The 20,011-nt window shown below is 39.0% G+C and carries 20 protein-coding genes; 13 read left to right on the forward strand and 7 right to left on the reverse strand.

Features of this window, described 5'->3' with window-relative positions:
- Window position 1 precedes the first annotated feature (1 nt).
- Window positions 2-256, reverse strand: a complete 255-nt coding sequence (locus tag JXQ92_RS08900; RefSeq protein WP_421986250.1) for a hypothetical protein — start codon at window positions 254-256, stop codon at window positions 2-4.
- Complete coding sequence (locus JXQ92_RS08905; RefSeq protein WP_421986251.1) at window positions 253-1,293, reverse strand: glycosyltransferase; 1,041 nt, start codon at window positions 1,291-1,293, stop codon at window positions 253-255. The genes JXQ92_RS08900 and JXQ92_RS08905 overlap by 4 nt, the downstream gene beginning before the upstream one ends.
- Before the next feature lie 142 nt (window positions 1,294-1,435).
- Here JXQ92_RS08905 and ruvC point away from each other — a divergent pair, with 142 nt between their 5' ends.
- The 4 genes from ruvC to JXQ92_RS08925 all read left to right on the forward strand — a co-directional run bounded on the left by ruvC (window position 1,436) and on the right by JXQ92_RS08925 (window position 8,178).
- Window positions 1,436-1,987: a crossover junction endodeoxyribonuclease RuvC gene (gene ruvC / locus JXQ92_RS08910; RefSeq protein ID WP_421986252.1), complete on the forward strand. Its 552-nt coding sequence runs from the start codon at window positions 1,436-1,438 to the stop codon at window positions 1,985-1,987.
- Window positions 1,988-2,253: 266 nt separating this feature from the next.
- Window positions 2,254-3,498 carry a glycosyltransferase gene (locus JXQ92_RS08915; protein WP_421986253.1) on the forward strand — a complete coding sequence of 415 codons (1,245 nt, stop codon included), beginning with the start codon at window positions 2,254-2,256 and terminating at the stop codon, window positions 3,496-3,498.
- A gap of 18 nt (window positions 3,499-3,516) precedes the next feature.
- On the forward strand, window positions 3,517-7,707 hold the full coding sequence (locus tag JXQ92_RS08920) for a phosphodiester glycosidase family protein (protein ID WP_421986254.1): 4,191 nt from the start codon (window positions 3,517-3,519) through the stop codon (window positions 7,705-7,707).
- A 168-nt stretch (window positions 7,708-7,875) separates the two neighbouring features.
- The gene (locus JXQ92_RS08925) at window positions 7,876-8,178 is read left to right on the forward strand and encodes a hypothetical protein (RefSeq protein WP_421986255.1); all 303 of its coding nucleotides are present in this window, start codon (window positions 7,876-7,878) and stop codon (window positions 8,176-8,178) included.
- A gap of 9 nt (window positions 8,179-8,187) precedes the next feature.
- On the opposite strand, the gene JXQ92_RS08930 is transcribed toward JXQ92_RS08925, so the two are convergent.
- From JXQ92_RS08930 to rsmA, 5 genes are all read right to left on the reverse strand, one after another.
- Window positions 8,188-8,580, reverse strand: a complete 393-nt coding sequence (locus JXQ92_RS08930; protein WP_421986256.1) for an HIT family protein — start codon at window positions 8,578-8,580, stop codon at window positions 8,188-8,190.
- Window position 8,581: 1 nt separating this feature from the next.
- Window positions 8,582-9,058 carry a transcription elongation factor GreA gene (gene greA, locus JXQ92_RS08935; RefSeq protein WP_421986257.1) on the reverse strand — a complete coding sequence of 159 codons (477 nt, stop codon included), beginning with the start codon at window positions 9,056-9,058 and terminating at the stop codon, window positions 8,582-8,584.
- A gap of 127 nt (window positions 9,059-9,185) precedes the next feature.
- The gene (locus JXQ92_RS08940) at window positions 9,186-10,136 is read right to left on the reverse strand and encodes an NAD(P)-dependent oxidoreductase (protein WP_421986258.1); all 951 of its coding nucleotides are present in this window, start codon (window positions 10,134-10,136) and stop codon (window positions 9,186-9,188) included.
- Window positions 10,137-10,139: 3 nt separating this feature from the next.
- Window positions 10,140-11,507, reverse strand: coding sequence for a magnesium transporter (gene mgtE / locus JXQ92_RS08945; protein ID WP_421986259.1), 1,368 nt, complete (start codon window positions 11,505-11,507; stop codon window positions 10,140-10,142).
- Complete coding sequence (gene rsmA / locus JXQ92_RS08950; RefSeq protein ID WP_421986260.1) at window positions 11,498-12,274, reverse strand: 16S rRNA (adenine(1518)-N(6)/adenine(1519)-N(6))-dimethyltransferase RsmA; 777 nt, start codon at window positions 12,272-12,274, stop codon at window positions 11,498-11,500. The genes mgtE and rsmA overlap by 10 nt, the downstream gene beginning before the upstream one ends.
- 88 nt (window positions 12,275-12,362) lie before the next feature.
- Between rsmA and pdxA the strand changes: the two genes are divergently transcribed.
- The 9 genes from pdxA to accC all read left to right on the forward strand — a co-directional run bounded on the left by pdxA (window position 12,363) and on the right by accC (window position 20,002).
- The gene (gene pdxA, locus JXQ92_RS08955; protein WP_421986261.1) at window positions 12,363-13,388 is read left to right on the forward strand and encodes a 4-hydroxythreonine-4-phosphate dehydrogenase PdxA; all 1,026 of its coding nucleotides are present in this window, start codon (window positions 12,363-12,365) and stop codon (window positions 13,386-13,388) included.
- A gap of 98 nt (window positions 13,389-13,486) precedes the next feature.
- A complete protein-coding gene (locus JXQ92_RS08960) occupies window positions 13,487-13,786 on the forward strand; it encodes a hypothetical protein (protein ID WP_421986262.1) in 300 nt (99 codons plus the stop codon).
- Between the two features lie 75 nt (window positions 13,787-13,861).
- Window positions 13,862-15,493 (forward strand): SulP family inorganic anion transporter, encoded by a 1,632-nt coding sequence (locus tag JXQ92_RS08965; protein WP_421986263.1) that lies wholly within the window; start codon window positions 13,862-13,864, stop codon window positions 15,491-15,493.
- Window positions 15,494-15,606: 113 nt separating this feature from the next.
- Window positions 15,607-16,146, forward strand: a complete 540-nt coding sequence (locus JXQ92_RS08970) for a YceD family protein (protein WP_421986264.1) — start codon at window positions 15,607-15,609, stop codon at window positions 16,144-16,146.
- Between the two features lie 25 nt (window positions 16,147-16,171).
- A complete protein-coding gene (gene rpmF / locus JXQ92_RS08975; RefSeq protein ID WP_069836856.1) occupies window positions 16,172-16,363 on the forward strand; it encodes a 50S ribosomal protein L32 in 192 nt (63 codons plus the stop codon).
- Window positions 16,364-16,530: 167 nt separating this feature from the next.
- On the forward strand, window positions 16,531-17,529 hold the full coding sequence (locus JXQ92_RS08980) for a beta-ketoacyl-ACP synthase III (protein ID WP_421986265.1): 999 nt from the start codon (window positions 16,531-16,533) through the stop codon (window positions 17,527-17,529).
- Window positions 17,530-17,556: 27 nt separating this feature from the next.
- Window positions 17,557-18,126, forward strand: coding sequence for an elongation factor P (efp, locus tag JXQ92_RS08985; protein ID WP_421986266.1), 570 nt, complete (start codon window positions 17,557-17,559; stop codon window positions 18,124-18,126).
- Window positions 18,127-18,136: 10 nt separating this feature from the next.
- Window positions 18,137-18,607 (forward strand): acetyl-CoA carboxylase biotin carboxyl carrier protein, encoded by a 471-nt coding sequence (accB, locus tag JXQ92_RS08990; RefSeq protein ID WP_421986267.1) that lies wholly within the window; start codon window positions 18,137-18,139, stop codon window positions 18,605-18,607.
- Between the two features lie 51 nt (window positions 18,608-18,658).
- Window positions 18,659-20,002: an acetyl-CoA carboxylase biotin carboxylase subunit gene (gene accC / locus JXQ92_RS08995; RefSeq protein WP_421986268.1), complete on the forward strand. Its 1,344-nt coding sequence runs from the start codon at window positions 18,659-18,661 to the stop codon at window positions 20,000-20,002.
- Window positions 20,003-20,011 lie beyond the last annotated feature (9 nt).

The raw sequence follows: 20,011 nt of genomic DNA on the forward strand, positions 1-20,011 counted from the left end.
GTTATCTTCCGTTATGAGCCAAAAGGCCTTTTTTTGAGGCTAAATAGAAGTAATTCTGATAGTTTTCTTCAAACTTCAAATCTTCATCAAACACTTCATTGTTCATATCTCGCAAACACTTAACCCAACCCTTGTCTAATAACAATTTGAGTACGGGTTTTATTTCCTCGGCAGACATTGAAAGTTCTTCCAATAAAAAAGTAAAGGGCTGAACAAAATAAAGTTCATCTAAAACGTCAAATTCTTCATCTGTCATCCCAACCCATTTATATTATAATTTCTCCCTTTCCATTCGAACTTACCAAAGTTAGCAGCCACTCCAATATAAATTGCATAGAATGGATACAATAGATAACTAAAAATGGCGGGTAAGACATATGTTTTTTGTCCAAGGGATCGTCTTACTGACCAAAGGAATATCAATTCGATCAATAACCTCAGCCCGAGTAGGCCAATTGCTAATTTCATGTAATTGTTATTGAAATAAAGCATACCAATAAGGCCTATTTGTATGAGCTGAATCATCAAAACAAATAAGGCAATCAATATTGTAGCGCCCCTCTTTCCATATTTCCATTTACTAGCCCATCTTAAGCGTTGTTGCTTAAATAGTGGCCACGAAGGTTGTGCAGCAGTTTGAACTAGTGCTTTTTCCAATTTACAGAACTGAATTCCTTTTGGGTAAATAGCCAGTACCTTATTCATTAATAATTCGTCGTCGCCAGATGGTGTCTCACTAATCCCTTCAAAACCATTCACTTTGTGATAGGCTCTTTTACGATAAGCGAGGTTTGCACCATTGGCCATGGTTGGTTTTCCATTAGAAATCATCACGCCACCAATGCCTATCAGCGCTGACGATTCCATAGATTGCATGCGTTGCCAAAAACTATCTCCCTTTAATCCTATTGGCCCTGCCAACATCTGTAAATCACTTTCTTTAAACGGGCATGCCATAGTTCGAAGCCACTCTGCATTCATTTCGCAATCAGCATCTGTGGTTATAATCAGATCATACCGACTACTAGATATCCCTAAATGGATCGCTTCTTTCTTTCCTGTTCCCGATTCTAGTCTTAATATCTTGTACTGAAAACTCACTTCTGAAAGCAACGATTGAAGCACTTCAAAACCATTATCTTCTGAATGATCGTCGATAAAAATGGCTTCAAATTGGCTATGGACTTGGTTGTTTAAGCTTGAAACTAATTGTACTAGATTAAGCTCCTCGTTCCTAAATGGTATGATTACCGAAATTGCGACCTCATTGGTTTCCCCATCTTTTTGCCGCATATATCTCCACCCCAGAGTTGCCAGAAGAAGCAAAATGAGATAAAATGAGTAGACGAGACTTAAAACAACCACATACGAATAAATACGATTAGAATGTAATTATAAAATTACTGACTTATTGTATTCATTATATTGCAAACCGATGGCCGTTGTAACAGAAAAGATAGTGTTAGGAATAGACCCAGGGACAAGTGTAATGGGTTATGGACTATTGAAAATAACTGGTAAAAAACTGTCGCTGCTTCAATATGGTGTAATACACTTGAGTAAATATAAAGGCCATGAACTTAAACTCAAGAAAATTTTCGATCGCGTGAGCGCCATTATAGAAGATTTCGGGCCAGATGAAGTAGCATTAGAAGCTCCCTTCTTCGGGAAAAATGTTCAATCCATGCTAAAATTGGGTAGAGCACAAGGTGTAGCTATGGCCGCAGCTTTGGCTAAGGAGATTCCGATTACAGAGTATGCACCTAAGAAAGTCAAGCAGTCTGTAACGGGAAGTGGTACAGCCTCAAAAGAGCAAGTGGCCGCTATGCTTAAAACACTCTTGAATATTAAAGAAGCTCCAAAAATGCTCGATGCAACAGATGCATTAGCGGTTGCTGTTTGTCATCACTTCCAAAATGGAAGTCTTCAAAGCAAGGCGAAAAGCTGGAAAAACTTCGTGAGCGATAACCCTGGAAGGGTTAAATAATCATTTTCTAAGTCACCAGTTGAGCCATCTATAGGTCAGATCAGTTCATAGCTCCTCTTATTATAATCAATACTTATTTCCTGCAATCGATATCATGCATTCAATTGTATTGTATGATAATCAGTGACCTGACCAGTGTATCTTAGGAAGCCCTAAGCACATTTTTTAGCATTATACATATTCGTAAATCTTCAAACAGGGCTAAAAAAGCAGCGAATTGACGGAGCTATATCTTTTTAAATGGCTCTGACTAAAAAGAACCTTATATGAGAATAGGAATTATTATCGGAAGAATCGGAGGTGTAGATGGTGTTGCTCTTGAAACGGAAAAATGGATTAGTGTTTTAAAAAAGTTAGGTCACAAGGTTTTCATCATGTCCGGAGAATTCGAATCATGGGATATAGATTATGAACATGACTATCTTTTCCCAGCCCTCTCCTTTTTCTCGGTTGAAGCTGAATGGGGACAACGAAAAGCATTCTTTCACCCCGACAACGATCCAGACCCGCTGCTCGATCATGTAGAAAACGCATCTAATATGATTGAAAAGGCAATGAAGGATTGGGTAACTGAGAAAAAGATCGACGTTTTACTATCCGAAAATGCATCGGCCTTACCCTGCCATTTATCAATGGGTGTAGCCATCAAAAAACTCATCCAGAATACTGGCTTGCCGATCGTTACACATGATCATGACTTTCACTGGGAAAGAGGTGAACGATACGTTTCGGTACATCCAGAAATCAATCAATACGTCGATGATAATTTCCCTTTGCTTTTACCTTATGTTAAGCATGCAGTAATCAATACGTTTGGCGTAGAAACCTTTAAAAACAGGTTTGACATTGATGCCACTTTGGTACCGAATGTCATGGATTTTAGTCGGTCTTATGGTATTCCGACAGAGGAGAATAAATTTTTCTTGAAAGACGTCGGTGTAGCCCAAGATGAAATTGCCCTACTTCAGGTGACCAGAATTGTCAGGCGTAAAGGTATAGAAACCGCTATTTCCCTAATAGATAAGCTTCAAGATAAAAAACTCAAGTTAGTCATTACTGGCAACAACAATGACGACGAGAATAAGGAGTACTACAACGAACTGATCGATCAAATACATGACCTCAACTTATCCAGTCAAGTCATTTTTGCAGCCCATAAAGTGCTAGATCACAAAGACCTTTCGGATGTGTATGCTCATGGCAGAGCTTGTACATATTTCAGCACCTATGAAGGATTTGGCAATGCTTTCGTAGAGTGCGTACTGGCCAAAAAACCAATTTTCGTCAATAACTATAAGCCTGTTTATATGCAGGACATTGGGAGCAAAGGTTTTGAAACTGTAATGATTGAAGACAGCAATTTGACCGACAAACATGTTCAGCAAATGTCAGAGATTATTTATAACCCTGATCGGTGCCGAGAAATTGGAGAGAACAATTTCAAACTTGGCCAGCAACACTTCTCTTTCGATGTATTGGAGTCAAAACTCCAGCATCTGTTCACATTTTAAGTCACCAAAAAATTAAGAATGATAAAAAATAAATCGAAGATCAACGGCCTTTTAGAACAACTCCACAATGAAAAAATAGGCACTTGGTTTGATCTGGGTTTATTCATTGACAGATTTAAAGAGCTACAATCAAAAGCATCTTTTAAAGGAGATTCAAACTCTTTTGACACTTACATTCAAACTGGAGGTGTCGCCTTTCTCACATTCTACTTCACCATAGATGGCATAACAGTAGAAACTGAAAAGTACGCTAAAACCTTCAAGAGTATTTATCCTAACATCCCCATTCATTTTATAGCTGGAGATATTAAATCAGAGGCTGATGAACTTATTCCGAGTACTGCATTTAAAAAAGTAATCCCAGAAATGGAGGCCTTCGACGCATGGCCCCTTTACGAGGATTTCTTTAAAATCAAGATGGAACGTGGTAGTACGGCATACAACGACCTAATCGGAAAACTGTGGGCTGAAGTGCTCGTATTAGTCAAAAAACTGGGCACATACATTGAAGAAAATAATATTTCATTGCTCTACTTGATCAATGTTTGCTCTAATCCTGGCAATGTATCGTTAGCCATAGCCACTGTACTGATATCTGAGCACTTAGGGCTACCTGTGATCAATAACAATCATGATTTTTATTGGGAAGGCGGTAATAGAGAAATTGAGCGAAAGAAAAAAGGGCTAAAAAAAGGACCTCGTGATTTCTTCTTCCACAATGCCCATGTCGGTGAGTTCTTTTCGGTGATCGAAATGATTTACCCATGGGAAAGTAGATCTTGGATGAATGTGAACATCAACAAAATTCAACAGAATCACCTCATTGAAAAAAACGGTCACAACCCAGCAAATGTAGCCTTAATTGGCACTGCTGTAGATACCAAGCTACATCAGATGAGCAAACGTGATATTATTAAAGCGTTTATGCAGGTTTCGACCATTTTTGCAAACAAAAAAGATACTATTACTGTACATGCAGCAGTAAAACACACCAATAGCGAACGCTCACTTAAACCAATTCTTCTCGGCCATAAGACAATTCAAGAATTCGATTTTGTCAATAACAACATCGTATTCTTACAGCCTACAAGAGTGATTAGCAGAAAATCCATTGAGCTTAATTTCAAGCTTATCAAACGACTGTTTTCCTATGATGCTTTTACTGAAAAATTTGTCACAAACCCGCAATTAAAGCTCTCGCTAATTGTATCAGGACCAATTCCACACGGGCAACAAGACTACTATAGCGAATTAAAAACCGACTTTGAAAACTTCTTAAATCAACTGCCTAAAGCCTTTAGATCAAGAGTGCTATTAGGTTTTCTGTTTAGTGAATTTGATAAAAACGAATTCAAGAAAAAGTTTAAAAAACCACTTGACATTGAGCAGCTATACGATGTCGCTTCCTTGATATTATTGCCAAGTCAAACTGAAGGTAGAGGACTACCAATTATCGAAGCAGCGGCATGTGGTACACCAATATTTTGCAGGCAGTATGAGCCCAGAGAGGTATATGACGAGGTAATCGGACGTCATTTAGACAAGTCATTGCGACTAAATGTCTTAGAGTTTAAAGGCTCAAAAATCCCTAAGCGTCTTGCCGAAAAAATTTGTGATCATGTGTTCTATCCACAAAACAGAATGGTGGATGTAACGCATAACAGAAACGTGATCATCAAAAGGTATAGCATTGAAGCCTTGCAGAAAAATATGCAGGAGATTCTCACAAAATTGCACCTGCAGCTCAAAGAAACTTCGAATGAAGTAAACCCACAGATGGTTAAGCTTTTGAAGCACTATCAAAGTATAGTCAATTTTGAAAATGACGACCTCAATGCTATTCTAAATAAAAAGACACGTCATTACTTACCTGGGTATGGAAGACTGTCTTTCATGATTTACTTGAAATCTTTAATTGACCCTAGTTTTTTCAGAGTAGAAGAACAACTCATTCGAGGCGAAATAATGAGTTATGCTAGGATGATGGAAAGTGAAATTCCAGATAACGTCAATACTAGTCTGTTATTGACTCACAAGTACTACAACGCTATCGATGATATTTTCAAATATATAGATGGTGAATCAAACATCCGACATGATCATGCCCTTGCTTATAGGCATAGAAATACGAAATCATTTGCCTATCAAGCTTTTACATTTCAAGAAGTGACGGGCTTGGTCAACATGATTTACAGTGAGGTTTTTAAGCCTGAGAACTTAACCGATTTAACTTTGGCGCCTCAGTTTTTTGCAGATTGGGAATTGGCATTGTTTCAACTCACCAATAGTGAGTTCTTAGGAATAGACGACCGGAAAACGCTGACTCAAAAGCTAAAAAACAATGTTCCGAAAGGATATTTCCCTGGCCGATATATTAAACACGAACTTGAGTATTTTGTCTTACAACCTATTCGATCGCAACTTCAATTGACAATTGAAGAGGAGCTTACCGCAGAAGTGCTCGATCGTAAAGGAAATGGATTGGAAAAAGTATACATTTTCATTCACGAACCTAGATTGACAAAATGGTTTTCTAGCGCAAACATTAAAGAGTACTTAGAAAGCGATAAAGAACCCGAACTTGGTCTTTTATACAAGGCAGGAATAGTACAGATTGTTGAAACTAAACAATGGTCTGAAGGAGTTCATTTCCCACAAATGGGTGCTAAAGCCATTAAGATTTTACGTAAGATTAAAGCTTCGAATGGTTTCATCATCACCAACGGAGAATACGCGGCTATGATGACAGACACTATAGAAATCGATCATTTCCATATTGGGAAGGTAATGAATTCAATGACTGCCAAAATCATGGGCATCCCAAAAGGCAGTGGATTCATTCAGTTTGTTCCTTCGGGAGTAAGAACCACCTTAGCCTATCCTACGCCCATTCAAACAGCAAAAGATTTTGAATTGGCCTTAAAGAGTGACCTATATACTGATCTAAAAGCTAAAATAGGGGAAGAGAAGCTTTTGGAGACTATTTCTAAAGATGCCGTTGAAAATGGCACACCAATCATCCAACTCCTTAACGATCTTAATGAAGGCTTGAATGACCAAAAGATTCAGAAGAAAGTAAATTCCTCTTTTGCCGGTGGTGTATACGAGGACGGCTTGCCTTGGAGCGGCGTCATTGCTGAAGTTGACACAAAACAACATTTATGGCGGTTTGCAGCTCATATTGCTAATAACAAACCAAAGAATGTTCCCGCACTCATTAAGGAGTACAAGAAGAAAAGTAATAATCCAAACAAAATTGAACTCGCTTGGAACGGAGGATATATTCTGAACCCTGAACTGGTGGGCAAGCTAGGGCTTTCTGAAACATACATTGGCTCACCTTTGGGGCTACTCATCATGAACAACAAGGTATATTGTCCGCCTTTATTCAATAAACCAGCATTTATCATCTACAAAGATGGCTCTGTCGATATCAGACGCGTGAATTGCCAAGCTGGATTAAGTTTAAAAGGTGCTAAGCAGCGTTTAATTTTTCAAGCAGAGAATTACAATCAACATAGTACAACAAGTCCATGTTTTTACGACCTATCTTATGCCCATGAAACCATAAAGGGAAATGGAAATATAGTCGTTAGGGTCGCCGGAAATACGGTGAAAGAAATTATTAATACTACCGACAACGAGTCAGTTAATGTAATCCCAGTGGGTTTAACCTTATCTATTCCTGAAAAATTATTCTCCAGTACAGACTTTAAAGTTGGCAAATCTTTAAATATCGAATTAGCCGAACCGGAAACGGCCCCTTACAACTGGGAAAATGTTTCTTATGCTATTGAAGCTGGCCCAATGTTGATAGATCAGGGGGAGCAAATTTTAGATATGGAAGCAGAAGGTTGGAAAACGACCAATTCCATTAAAACTCAAGCGGCACGATTGGATTTCACAGATATGCGAGGTCCTAAAATTGCTGTTGGTATTACAAAAACAGGCAAACTGATGGTTTTAATGGTCAACGGTAGAATTCGAGAATCGGTTGGTGCTACACATTTCGACATGGCAGATATTTTGTTGAAATACGGTATGCATAAAGCGATGGGTTTCGATCCGGGTGGGAGTAGTACCCTCGTGGTCGATGACAAAATCATGAATATTTCCCCCTACAACAAAAACTATGAGTCTGACATTTACGCTTTACCACCAGAACCTCGATTTGTAGCCAATGCAATTATGGGCTGGGTTGAACCCTAAAACAGGTAAAAAAGATTTGACTTATCAGACCAAAACCAAGTCAGTGTTTTTTCAGTATAACTAAAAAGTTTAGTTCGTGGTTTGGATGCAAAATCAGGATCCCCAATACCTATACTAGGCATAATTATTGTTTAAAATTCAACCAATTCTTAAACCATAATATTATTTATGAAGAGCTTAAAAACACACCTCGCATTGTTCACTTTATTATCTTTTTTCTTTCTCTCTAGTTGTGGCGAAGACGTTGTTACGGATCGCGAACAAATGCAGACGGAACTCCAAGCAGCTATTAATGAATTTCGAATCGATAACATTACGATCCATTTTGGGGAGAATTCGACCCTATTTAGTCAAGAAGACTTTAGTCTTGAAAATGGGTTTTTAGTAATTAATGGTAATCAAAAATACGATCTAGATAAAGTAAGAAGGTATGATATAAATCGTACTAGCATGACGATTTACTTCCTATGACAAGGCGGATCAGATTTCTAATTTGATTTTTGTTGCTATTGCCTCAAAGTTCTCGGGACTTAGTTTCAGCTTGGGGCGACTAAAATCAATATCGCTCATGCTATGGAGAGGTATCAGGTGAACGTGGGCATGAGGCACTTCTAATCCAACTACCGCTACACCTACCCTAAGGCATGGAATCGCTTTTTCAATAGCTCGTGCGATTTTGTGTGTAAATGATTGAAGTTTTAGATAAGTACCTTCATCCAAATCAAACATTTTATCTACTTCTTGCTTAGGCACAACTAAGGTATGCCCTTCATTGAGTGGATTAATATCTAGAAATGCAATGGCATCATCATTTTCAGCGATAACATAACCAGGGATTTCTTTTTGTATGATTCGGGTGAAGATACTAGGCATCTTACTCTAAAGTGATATCTAGAATCTCGAATTCCATTTTTCCGGCTGGTGCAACAACCTCTGCGATCTCACCAATTTTCTTATTCAGAATTCCCTTTCCTATTGGTGACTCATATGAGATTTTACCACTTTTTAAATCTGCTTCTTTTTCAGAAACTAGCGTGTATTTCACTTCCATTCCGTTTTTAAGGTTCTTAATCTTTACGGTAGAAAGTATTGAAACCTTAGAAAGGTCTACGTCTTCTTGTTTTTTAATTCGTGCATTACCAATCACGGTACCTAGTTCGGCTATTCTCATTTCCATTAAGCCTTGGGCATCTTTCGCGGCATCATATTCAGCATTTTCGCTTAAATCACCCTTATCTCTGGCCTCAGCAATTTGCTTCGACATATCGGCTCTTCCCTTAGTCTTCAATTCGTGCAACTCATCTTTCAGTCGTTGCAATCCCTCTTCAGTGTAATAACTAACACCTGCCATAATTCTATCTTTTGTAATCTATAAACAATGAACGGCCTCGAATGAAACCGTTTCCTTTAAACAAATAAAATCGCCGTGCTAGGCGATTAGACTTCAAATTTAGCTAAAAATAACCAAATCATAAAGTTTAAGCGTTCCAATCAATCCGATAATGAGTGGCAATCTTTCCTACTAGAACTTCATTAATTCGCTTGAATGAAGCGAATGTCCAACCACCGACATGTGGTGATAACACTACATTTTTACGACTAAACAGGTTTTCGAACCTAGTTTTCTCAACTTCAGAAAGTTGATTGAATTTTTCTTTCTCTAATACATCCAACGCAGCTCCTATAACTTTACCACTATCTAGTAAATTGATCAATTCTTGTACAGGGGCAATCTCTCCACGAGCAGTATTTAATAGATAAATATCTTTCTTGAATTGGTTAATAAAATCTTCGCCTATCCAGCCACGTGTTTCTTCATTAAGCGGAATATGTAGACTTAATATATCGGCCTTGGCAAACATTTTTTCCAGACTTACCTCTTCTACGTTCTTTGTACCGAATCCTTTTCTGTATTTGTCATAAACTAACACACGACAGTCGAAAGCTCTTAACCTTTGAACGAAGGCCTGCCCCATGTACCCATAGCCTATAATTCCGATTGTTTTATCACTAAGCTCAACGCCACGATTACCCTCTCTGTCCCAAATCCAGTTTCTCACTTCCTGATCAGCGCGATTAATGTTATTCAAAAGGTTCAGCAATAAACCAATTGCATGCTCAGCCAAAGCATCTCTATTTCCTTCTGGAGCATTTAAAATTTCAATGCCTTTTGACTCTACATAAGCCACGTCTATCTTATCAAGGCCAGCCCCTGCTCTACCGATAAACTCAAGTTTTACAGCCTTATCAACCAACTCTTTGTCGACTGTAGTTTTGCTTCTGATTAAAATCCCGTGATACTCACCTATTTCATCAAGAATTCCGTTCCTATCGAGCTTAGGTTTATAAACAGGTTCAATTCCTATTTCCAATAGCAATTCGCAGATGCTTTTGTGCATCTCATCTACTATGAGGCATTTCTTGAGCATAACTTAAAGAAGTAAAAGGTTGGCTATGGCTAAATAAACGATGATTCCGAGGATATCGTTAGTAGTGGTAATAAATGGTCCTGATGCCAAAGCTGGGTTAATCCCTAATTTGTCTAACACCAATGGTGTGGCAGTACCCATAAATGATGACAGCATTACAACGCATATTAGGGAAATAGCAACTACACTTGGTAGGCCATCTTCTCCACCTTTCCACCAAAATACAATAGCGAAGCTAATAGCAGCCAGCACTATTCCGGTAAGCAGTGCTACAAGCAGCATTTTACCTACTCTTCGGCCAAAGGACTCTTCAAATGCCGACTTATTGGCTAAGCTTTGAACAACTAAAGTTGAAGATTGAATACCAACATTGCCGCCAGTAGCCATAACAAGCGGTATAAAAAAGGCTAACGCAGCATTTTTCTCTAAATCACCTTCAAAAAAACCGATGGCCCAAGCGCCAAATGTTCCTCCGATCAACCCAATTAATAACCATGGAAAACGAGCTTTAGATAGTGCCCAAATGCTATCGTCTTCCTCAACATCGTTAGAAATACCAGACATCAGCTGCATATCTTCTTCAGCTTGTTCGGTGATAACATCCACCACATCATCAATCGTAATTCTACCAACAAGTTTACCCTGTAGGTTGATCACCGGTATAGCAACTAAATCGTATTTCTGCATCATATCGGCTACCTCATCTTCGTGAATATAGGTTTCTACCGACTTGATGTCTTCATCATAAATATCTTTTATTTGGGTAGTAGCATTAGCCAGAATAATCCTTTTTACAGAAACTTTTCCTAGCAATTTTACGCTATCATCCACTACATAAATAGAATATAGCTTCTCTACATTTTCTCCCTGTCTCCTTATTTCTTCAATAGTCTGTTGGATATTCCAATTCACATTGGCCACCACCATTTCCTTGGCCATTAAACCACCGGCACAGTCCTCATCGTAACGCATGAGTTCTTGTATATGCGCAGCGCTTTCCTTATCCTGTATGGAAGCAATTACTTCTTCTCTGGTCCTTACGGGCAGGTCATTTATGGCATCCACGGCATCGTCAGACTCCATCTCTTCGATGTATTCTGCGATTTCAATTGAACTAAGCTCTTTTAAAAACTCTTTTCGAGTATCCTCCTCGAATTCCTCAATAACATCGGCACTGATTTCATTATTAAGAACTTCTAAAACATACTTGGCTTGCTCAGAATCGGCTTCATCGAGCAATTGTGAAATATCGGCGGGATCTACCCCTTCCAATGAGCTAGCGATAAATGCTGCATCTTCACGTTCAACAGCTTGAACGATCAACTCCAAATACTCTTTGGAAAGCTCAAATTCTAAGTGTTCTACTGACACGCCGAAATTAGATTTGTTAGTGCTACGAATTGATTTACTGACAGTGTTTCCGCCCTTAAAGCAAGTGTTGGATGGTCGGATAACTCAGCAGGCAAATTTATAGGTTTTAAAGCATTGCGCAACGTTTTCCTTCTCATTTGAAAGCCTGCCTTTACCACTCTTCTAAACAAAGTTTCATCACAATCCAAGGCCTTAGTAGTGTTTCGTTTTAGCCTAATCACCCCAGAATCGACCTTAGGTGGTGGGTTAAAAACATTAGGCTTTACAGTAAACAGGTATTCAATATCATAATAAGCCTGAAGCAGTACACTTAAAATCCCGTAAGTCTTATTGCCAGGAGGCGAGGCAAGGCGTTCAGCCACTTCCTTCTGAATCATACACACAACTTCTGGTATTTCCTGATGATGATCGAGTACTTTGAAAAAGATTTGAGATGAAATATTATAAGGGAAATTTCCTATGACTGCCAACGGGGTTTTCGTCTCGGAGATAAAATCATGTTTGAGGAAATCAGCTCCAATAATGCGATCATCTAGTGAAGAAAAATGCTTCTCTAAATAGGCAATGGAATCTCTATCTACTTCAATCACCCATGTTTCGAAGTCTTTTTTCAATAGAAACTGGGTCAGAACACCCGTTCCCGGACCTACCTCCAAAACCGTTTTATAATCACCATGCCCAGTCAGGCCATCGGCGATTCTTTCGGCAATACTCAAGTCCTTTAAAAAGTGTTGACCGAGGTGTTTCTTAGGGCGTACTGATGACATGAAGACAACTTAGGTAAAAAACATTAATTTGCGCAAAAATGACCCTTTCCATCGAAAGTAAAAACAAATAGCTTTTTTGTAAGAAGACATGAACGAGGAAAAAAGAGACAAAAAATCTAACCCAATCATCGGTATTACCATCGGTGATATTAATGGTATAGGCCCTGAAGTGATCATTAAGGCTGTAGAAAACAATAAACTATTCCATTATGTAACACTCTTGGTTTACGGACATGGAAAAGCCTTATCGCATTATAAAAAGCTCCTCAACCGAGAGAAATTCAATTTCAATCAAATACAATCTGTTGACGAGGTTCGATATAACAAATTGAACGTCATCAATTGTACGGAAAAAGAATTGACGATAAATACAGGCAAAGAAACAACGCAAGGTGGCGAATTGGCACTTGAAGCATTGCTAAAAGCTAGTGATGACCTAAAAAACGGAAAAATTCATGGCATAGTGACCGCTCCCATAAATAAGAACAATATCCAGGCCGAAGACTTTAAATTTCCTGGGCACACAGAATTCTTTACAGAAACTTTTGGGGCAAAAGATAGTCTAATGTTTTTGTGTAATGAGCACTTAAAAATTGGAGTTGCTACAGGACATATCCCAATTACTCAAGTGGGTGAGCATTTGACAAAAGAGGTGATCTTAAGAAAGAGCAAACTCATGCTCAAATCCCTTAAAAATGATTTTGGAATTAAAAAACCTAAGGTGGCTGTTTTGGGCTTAAACCCTCATGCGGGTGAAGAAGGGCTATTGGGCAGTGAAGAAAAGGATATAATTTCTCCAGTAATCAAGGAACTAAAAGAAGGAGGACATTTAGTATATGGACCCTACCCTGCCGACGGCTTTTTTGGCAATGGAACTTATGCCAAATTCGATGGTATATTAGCCATGTACCACGACCAAGGGTTAATACCTTTTAAAACATTGGCTTTTGAGGATGGCGTTAACTTTACTGCCGGATTGCCAATTGTAAGAACCTCACCAGATCATGGCACAGCCTATAACATTGCTGGTCAGGGAATAGCCCACGATCAGAGCATGCGCTCGGCTATTTATATGGCAATTGATATCATTAGGAATAGAAATTTGAACCTTTAGTTGTATTTTTAGGTCGTTGGTCAATCAAATATTGGCCTTCATCGATTTCATAAACCAATAAAAGGTCCATTCGTTTTACACCTTTAGAAAGCAAAGAATTGATTAAAGTCACGGCGATTGTATTATTACTTTCCTTCTCTAACATCTTGATGTTGGACAGTGGCATATTTTCTATTGCTGAAATTGACAACTTAGAGGTATTCGAAAATGATTCTGAAAAAGAGTCAGAAAAAGACAATGAGCTAGAAGAGAGTGAAAAAAGTCTTTCCGAAAGCCCTAAAAACCAATTTGCTTCAAGTGAAATGGCACAAAAGAACCTTTGGTCTAACGCAGATCATCGTAGGTATGGCCTCCTTAGATTATACAAGGAAATTCCAGTCCCGCCTCCCGAGGCTTAAGAAACCTCAATTCAAATTCATTTTTTCAATTCAATCCCGGGATAAAATAAAGTGCCAAAAGCACGTCCTATTTTTATGAAAACAGATATTTTTAAAAATTTAAAGAACGACGCCCCAGCAGGTTTGGTGGTGTTTTTAGTCGCCGTACCCTTATGTCTTGGTATAGCCTTAGCATCAGGCGCACCCTTGTTTTCTGGCATTATTGCCGGCATGGTCGGTGGTATTGTGGTAACCATGTTCAGTGGCTCTAGCCTTGGTGTTAGTGGCCCCGCCGCAGGACTTGCCGCAATTGTACTTGTAGGCATTCAAGATTTAGGCGCCTTCGACATTTTCTTAATGTCGGTAGTTATAGCCGGCGTTATCCAATTTATACTAGGTGTAGCTAAGGCAGGAATTATAGGCTATTACTTCCCTAGTGCTGTTATTAAAGGTATGCTCGCTGCCATTGGTGTGATCATTATTCTAAAGCAGATTCCACATGCTTTTGGATACGATGCTGATCCAGAAGGCGATTTAGGCTTTATTCAGGCCGATGGCGAGAATACGTTTTCGGAATTACTGAACATGGTCAACTTCATTTCTCCTGGAGCATTGACGATAGCTGGCATTTCTTTAGCGATACTGATTTTATGGGAACAGCAGTTCATGAAAAAGATTAGAATCACCCAAATCATTCAAGGGCCATTAGTCGTTGTGATTTCAGGTATTCTCATGGCGATAGGGTTTAATGGTACTGACCTATCAATCAGTGCCGACCATATGGTGAATATTCCCGTAGCAGATGATATTAATGGTTTCGTAAATCAATTTACGCTACCAGATTTTGGTGCTATTACCATGTCAAAAGTTTGGGTATTGGGAATTACCATAGCGATAGTAGCCAGTTTAGAAACACTCCTTTGTGTAGAAGCCACCGATAAACTCGATCCACAGAAAAGAGTTACCCCAACAAATAGAGAATTAAGAGCCCAAGGAATTGGTAATATGATTGCCGGTTTAATTGGTGGTTTACCAGTGACACAAGTAATTGTTAGAAGCTCAGCAAACATTCAATCCGGAGGTAAAACAAAGGCTTCTGCGCTTATTCATGGTTTGCTTATTCTTATTTCAGCCATGTTGATTCCGAACATTCTGAATATGATTCCATTAGCAAGTTTAGCCGCTATTTTATTGGTAGTTGGCTATAAGTTGGCGAAACCATCGTTATTCAAGCAGATGTTTGCTTCAGGCTATCCACAGTTTATTCCATTTGTAGTCACCGTATTGGCCATTGTTTTAACCGATCTTTTGAAAGGTATAGGAATAGGTATGGCAGTAGCCATATTCTACATCCTGCTAAATAACCTCAAAAATCCGTTTGTGATGAAGGAAACGCACGATTCAGCTAAAAAGCATTACAGAATTATTCTGGCCGAAATGGTTACCTTTTTGAATAAAGCCCAAATTTTAAAAGAGCTCAACAACGTTCCTGATGGTGCTTATCTTTTGATCGATGCTTCCAAAACAACCTATATTCAGCATGATGTTCTAGAGATAATCAACGACTTTAAAGAGAGTGCTCGCTATAAGGACATAAAGCTAAGTATGTGCTGTATGAAACACTTAAACTTAGGCATCTATACATCCTCTTTAAATGAATTGGTAGTTAGTATTGAAGATGCCGATGACTTTATAGTTGCAGACGAAGTATCGACAGCAAAAGCATAGTTGATTTGGGGCTGAAAAAGCCCTTATTCATAATGACTATTTTTTATTGATTCAAACTTTCTGGTTAATCAATAATTATCTACCTTTGCAGACCTGAAAATCAAGCAAGGAAATTGAAAGCTCTAAGAGAATTTGACATTCACATTTTCAAGCTTTCTAACGGAGAGCACAATTACCAGTTTGAAATATCAGATTCGTTCTTTGAACTGTTTGAAAATGAAATATTTAGCAAAGGGAATCTCCTTGCAGATGTTTCACTTCAAAAGTCAAGTAGTATGATTCAAATGAACTTTCATGTAGAAGGTAAACTTGAATTAACTTGTGATAGAAGTCTGGATTTATTTGATCATTCACTGTCTTTCGACAGCAGGATGCACTTTAAATACGGAGATGAAGAAAAAGAATTGTCGGAAGATGTGATGGTAATCACAAAAGATTGCCAAACGATAAACGTTGCAGACCTTCTTTTTGAATTCATTGGATTAGAAACTCCAATGAAAAAACTTCATCCTAGATATGAAGATGAAGAAGACAACGATGAAGAGTTAATTGTTGTTTACACTTCACAAGATGACGATACTGACGAACAGGAAAAGGAAGAAGAAGTGGACCCACGTTGGGCAGCACTAAAAAACTTAAAGAATAACAAGTAGCGAAAGCGAATAAATAAAATTTGAAATGGCGCATCCTAAAAGAAAAATTTCAAGAACGAGACGTGACAAACGTAGAACTCACAAGAAATTGACACCCAAAACACTAGTAGTTTGCCCGACTACTGGAGAACTTCACATGCCTCACAGAGCATTCTGGCATGAAGGAAAACTTTACTACAAAGGTAAAGTTGTAATGGAGAAAGAGGTATTAGCCTAAACTTCAAAAACTTTAATGACTGCTCCTGGATTTCTAATTCAGGAGCAGTACTTATTTAAGGGCTTTTAGGTGTATAATTCAGTTTAGATTTCAATTCTGAATTGTTAACGCTTATATTGGCTTCCTAATTTAGACTTCAGGTCGATCTTAGACCTTAAAAATACTTAATGACAAACATTCGAGCTCAAATCACGGGTGTCCAAGGCTACGTTCCAGATTACGTGTTAACTAACGATGAACTGGCCACCATGGTTGACACCAATGATCAGTGGATTACATCACGAACCGGCATTAAAGAACGTCGCATTCTGAAGGGTGAAAACCAAGGGACTTCAGTAATGGGTATAGAGGCAGTCAAAGGGCTACTTAAAAAAACCAACACCACTCCAGAAGAAATAGACCTTATCATTTGTGCTACTACAACCCCTGATATGGTTTTTCCGGCAACAGCAAATATCATCGGCGATGCCGTAGGTGCTGTCAACGCTTTCAACTACGATTTACAAGCAGCCTGTTCTGGTTTCATCTATGCCCTCACCACAGGTTCTCAGTTTATTGAAACTGGGAAATACAAAAAAGTGATTGTAGTGGGTGCGGATAAAATGTCTTCCATTATTGATTATACTGACCGAACTACCTGTATTATTTTTGGCGATGGTGGTGGAGCAGTTATGCTAGAGCCTTGCGAAGAAGAACTTGGCATAATGGATTCTATTTTAAGGTCTGACGGATCGGGTGCTCAACACCTACATATGAAAGCAGGTGGTAGTCGCAAACCAGCAAGCGCGGAAACGCTCAAGAACGGCGAGCACTATGTATACCAAGAAGGATCTTCTGTATTTAAATTTGCAGTGACAAACATGGCCGATGTTTCTGCTGAAATTATGGAGAAAAACAACCTTGTTGGGGATGATATTTCATTTTTAGTACCACATCAGGCCAATAAGAGAATCATTGATGCTACCGCTAGACGCATGGGTATTGGCGAAGAAAAAGTAATGCTCAACATCCACAGATATGGTAATACTACCAGTGGAACAATACCGCTTTGTTTGTGGGATTACGAGCCGCAACTTCGAAAAGGCGATAACATTATCATTGCAGCATTTGGAGGAGGGTTTACTTGGGGAGCCATTTGGTTAAAATGGGCTTACGACCCAAAATAATTTTTTATAAAATAGAACAAACTTCACATGGCAACTACTGCAGATATTAAGAATGGGCTTTGTATAGTTAAAGACAAAGATCTTTGGATGATCACTGAGTTCCAGCATGTAAAACCTGGAAAGGGGCCTGCATTTGTCAGAACCAAATTGAAAAACGTAAAAAGTGGAAAAGTGGTAGATAATACCTTTTCTGCTGGCCATAAAATAGAAACTGCAAGGGTTGAAAAAAGAACACACCAATTCTTATATAAGGACGATTTTGGTTTTCATTTCATGAATAGCTCCACGTTTGAGCAAGTAATGATTGAAGAGCAAATGATTGGTAAAAGCGCAGGCTTAATAAAAGATGGTCAAGAGGTAGATATTCTTTTTCATGCAGAAACTGAATTGCCTTTGACATGTGAACTACCAGCTTACGTTACATTAGAAATTACATATACAGAACCGGGTATAAAAGGCGATACTGCCACTAACGCTACGAAAGCAGCAACCCTAGAAACAGGGGCAGAAATACAAGTGCCATTATTCATTAACTTAGGGGATAAAATTAAAGTCGACACAAGAACTCACTCATACGGTGAGCGAGTAAAAGATTAACTTCATACGCATGAATCCGAAAGAAATCAAGAACATGATAGACTTCATTGCCAAATCTGGTTTGGCAGAAGTGAACATTGAAACTGAAGAGTTCAAAATTGAGGTAAGGCGAAATGCCGAAGCTACAGTAGTAGCGGCTGCACCAGCAGCTCCTGCCTTGGCTGCTCCAGCTCCTGCGGCTGCACCAGCAGCGGCTCCTGAAGCGCCTGCCGCACAACCTGCAGCAGAAGATACAAGTAAGTATGTAGAAATAAAGTCACCAATGATTGGTACGTTCTACAGAACACCTAAGCCAGAAGATCCTGCATTCGTAAGTGTTGGAGATACTATCAGCAGTGGAGACAAAGTTTGTATTATCGAGGCAATGAAGCTTTTTAACGAGATTGAATCTGAAATTTCAGGTACAATTGTAAAAGTTCTAGTTGAAAACGCTTCACCAGTAGAATACGATCAGCCACTCTTCTTGGTTGATCCATCATAATGGCCTAGAGGGATGTTCTCCCTCTTATGTTTCATCTTTAATTGAATCACTGTGTTCAAGAAAATATTAATTGCCAATAGAGGAGAAATTGCCCTACGAGTTATCAGAACTTGTAAAGAAATGGGTATAAAAACAGTAGCTGTTTACTCCGCGGCAGACAAAGACAGTTTACATGTAAGGTTTGCCGATGAAGCGGTCAATATTGGCCCTGCCCCGTCAAATGAGTCTTACTTAAAAATACCTCATATTATTTCTGCAGCAGAAATTACCAATGCCGATGCGATACATCCTGGCTATGGTTTCCTTTCTGAAAACGCAGAATTTTCTCGTGTATGTGATGAGTACGGAATCAAATTTATTGGCGCCAGCGCCGATATGATTGATAAAATGGGTGATAAGGCTACCGCCAAGGCTACTATGAAAGCTGCAGGCGTTCCTACTATCCCCGGTTCTGAAGGCCTTTTAGACACTGTTGAAAACGGTATTATAATCGCTAATGAAATGAAATACCCCGTGATCTTGAAAGCTACCGCAGGTGGCGGTGGTCGCGGGATGAGAATTGTTAAAGATGACGACGGTTTCCAAAAAGCTTGGGACGATGCCAGAATGGAATCGGCTGCTGCTTTTGGAAATGACGGGCTTTATCTTGAAAAATTTATTGAAGAGCCACGTCATGTGGAAATTCAGGTGGTCGGAGATGCTAATGGTAAAGCATGTCACCTTTCAGAGAGAGATTGCTCAATCCAACGAAGGCACCAGAAATTAGTAGAGGAAACTCCTTCTCCTGCAGTTGATAAAGAACTAAGGGACAAAATGGGTGCTGCGGCAGTTAAAGCTGCAGAAGCTATTGGCTACGAAGGAGCTGGTACTGTAGAGTTCTTATTGGACAAGCATGGTGATTTCTATTTCATGGAAATGAATACAAGAATCCAAGTAGAGCACCCAATTACTGAAGAGGTAACTGATTTTGACCTTATTAAGGAACAAATCAAAGCTGCGGCTGGTATTCCAATTACTGGTTATGCCTACTATCCAAAGTTATACGCTATGGAATGTAGAATTAATGCTGAAGATCCAGCACACGGTTTTAGACCATCTCCAGGTAAAATAACTAACCTTCACCTACCCGGTGGGCATGGTGTAAGAGTGGATAGCCATGTATATGCTGGCTACTCAATTCCACCAAATTACGATTCTATGATTGCCAAGCTTATTGTTAGCGCACAATCACGTGAAGAAGTACTGGTTAGAATGAAAAGGGCGCTTGAAGAGTTTGTAATTGAAGGAATTAAAACGACTATTCCTTTTCACATTAAACTGATGGATGACGAAGGCTTTAAGTCTGGTGATTTCACCACAGCCTTTTTAGATGACTTTGATTTTTCAGATCTATAATTAATAAAA

It is taken from the genome of Roseivirga sp., assembly GCF_049099775.1.
Classification (GTDB): Bacteria; Bacteroidota; Bacteroidia; order Cytophagales; family Cyclobacteriaceae; genus Roseivirga.

Coding starts and splice junctions, on each gene's coding strand:
- JXQ92_RS08925 (WP_421986255.1), top strand. CDS start 7,876: ATGAAGAGCTTAAAAACACACCTCGCATTGTTCACTTTATTATCTTTT.
- JXQ92_RS08920 (WP_421986254.1), top strand. CDS start 3,517: ATGATAAAAAATAAATCGAAGATCAACGGCCTTTTAGAACAACTCCAC.
- JXQ92_RS08930 (WP_421986256.1), bottom strand. CDS start 8,580: ATGCCTAGTATCTTCACCCGAATCATACAAAAAGAAATCCCTGGTTAT.
- JXQ92_RS08915 (WP_421986253.1), top strand. CDS start 2,254: ATGAGAATAGGAATTATTATCGGAAGAATCGGAGGTGTAGATGGTGTT.
- accB (WP_421986267.1), top strand. CDS start 18,137: ATGAATCCGAAAGAAATCAAGAACATGATAGACTTCATTGCCAAATCT.
- JXQ92_RS08940 (WP_421986258.1), bottom strand. CDS start 10,136: ATGCTCAAGAAATGCCTCATAGTAGATGAGATGCACAAAAGCATCTGC.
- rpmF (WP_069836856.1), top strand. CDS start 16,172: ATGGCGCATCCTAAAAGAAAAATTTCAAGAACGAGACGTGACAAACGT.
- rsmA (WP_421986260.1), bottom strand. CDS start 12,274: ATGTCATCAGTACGCCCTAAGAAACACCTCGGTCAACACTTTTTAAAG.
- efp (WP_421986266.1), top strand. CDS start 17,557: ATGGCAACTACTGCAGATATTAAGAATGGGCTTTGTATAGTTAAAGAC.
- JXQ92_RS08980 (WP_421986265.1), top strand. CDS start 16,531: ATGACAAACATTCGAGCTCAAATCACGGGTGTCCAAGGCTACGTTCCA.
- pdxA (WP_421986261.1), top strand. CDS start 12,363: ATGAACGAGGAAAAAAGAGACAAAAAATCTAACCCAATCATCGGTATT.
- greA (WP_421986257.1), bottom strand. CDS start 9,058: ATGGCAGGTGTTAGTTATTACACTGAAGAGGGATTGCAACGACTGAAA.
- JXQ92_RS08965 (WP_421986263.1), top strand. CDS start 13,862: ATGAAAACAGATATTTTTAAAAATTTAAAGAACGACGCCCCAGCAGGT.
- JXQ92_RS08900 (WP_421986250.1), bottom strand. CDS start 256: ATGACAGATGAAGAATTTGACGTTTTAGATGAACTTTATTTTGTTCAG.
- JXQ92_RS08905 (WP_421986251.1), bottom strand. CDS start 1,293: ATGCGGCAAAAAGATGGGGAAACCAATGAGGTCGCAATTTCGGTAATC.
- ruvC (WP_421986252.1), top strand. CDS start 1,436: ATGGCCGTTGTAACAGAAAAGATAGTGTTAGGAATAGACCCAGGGACA.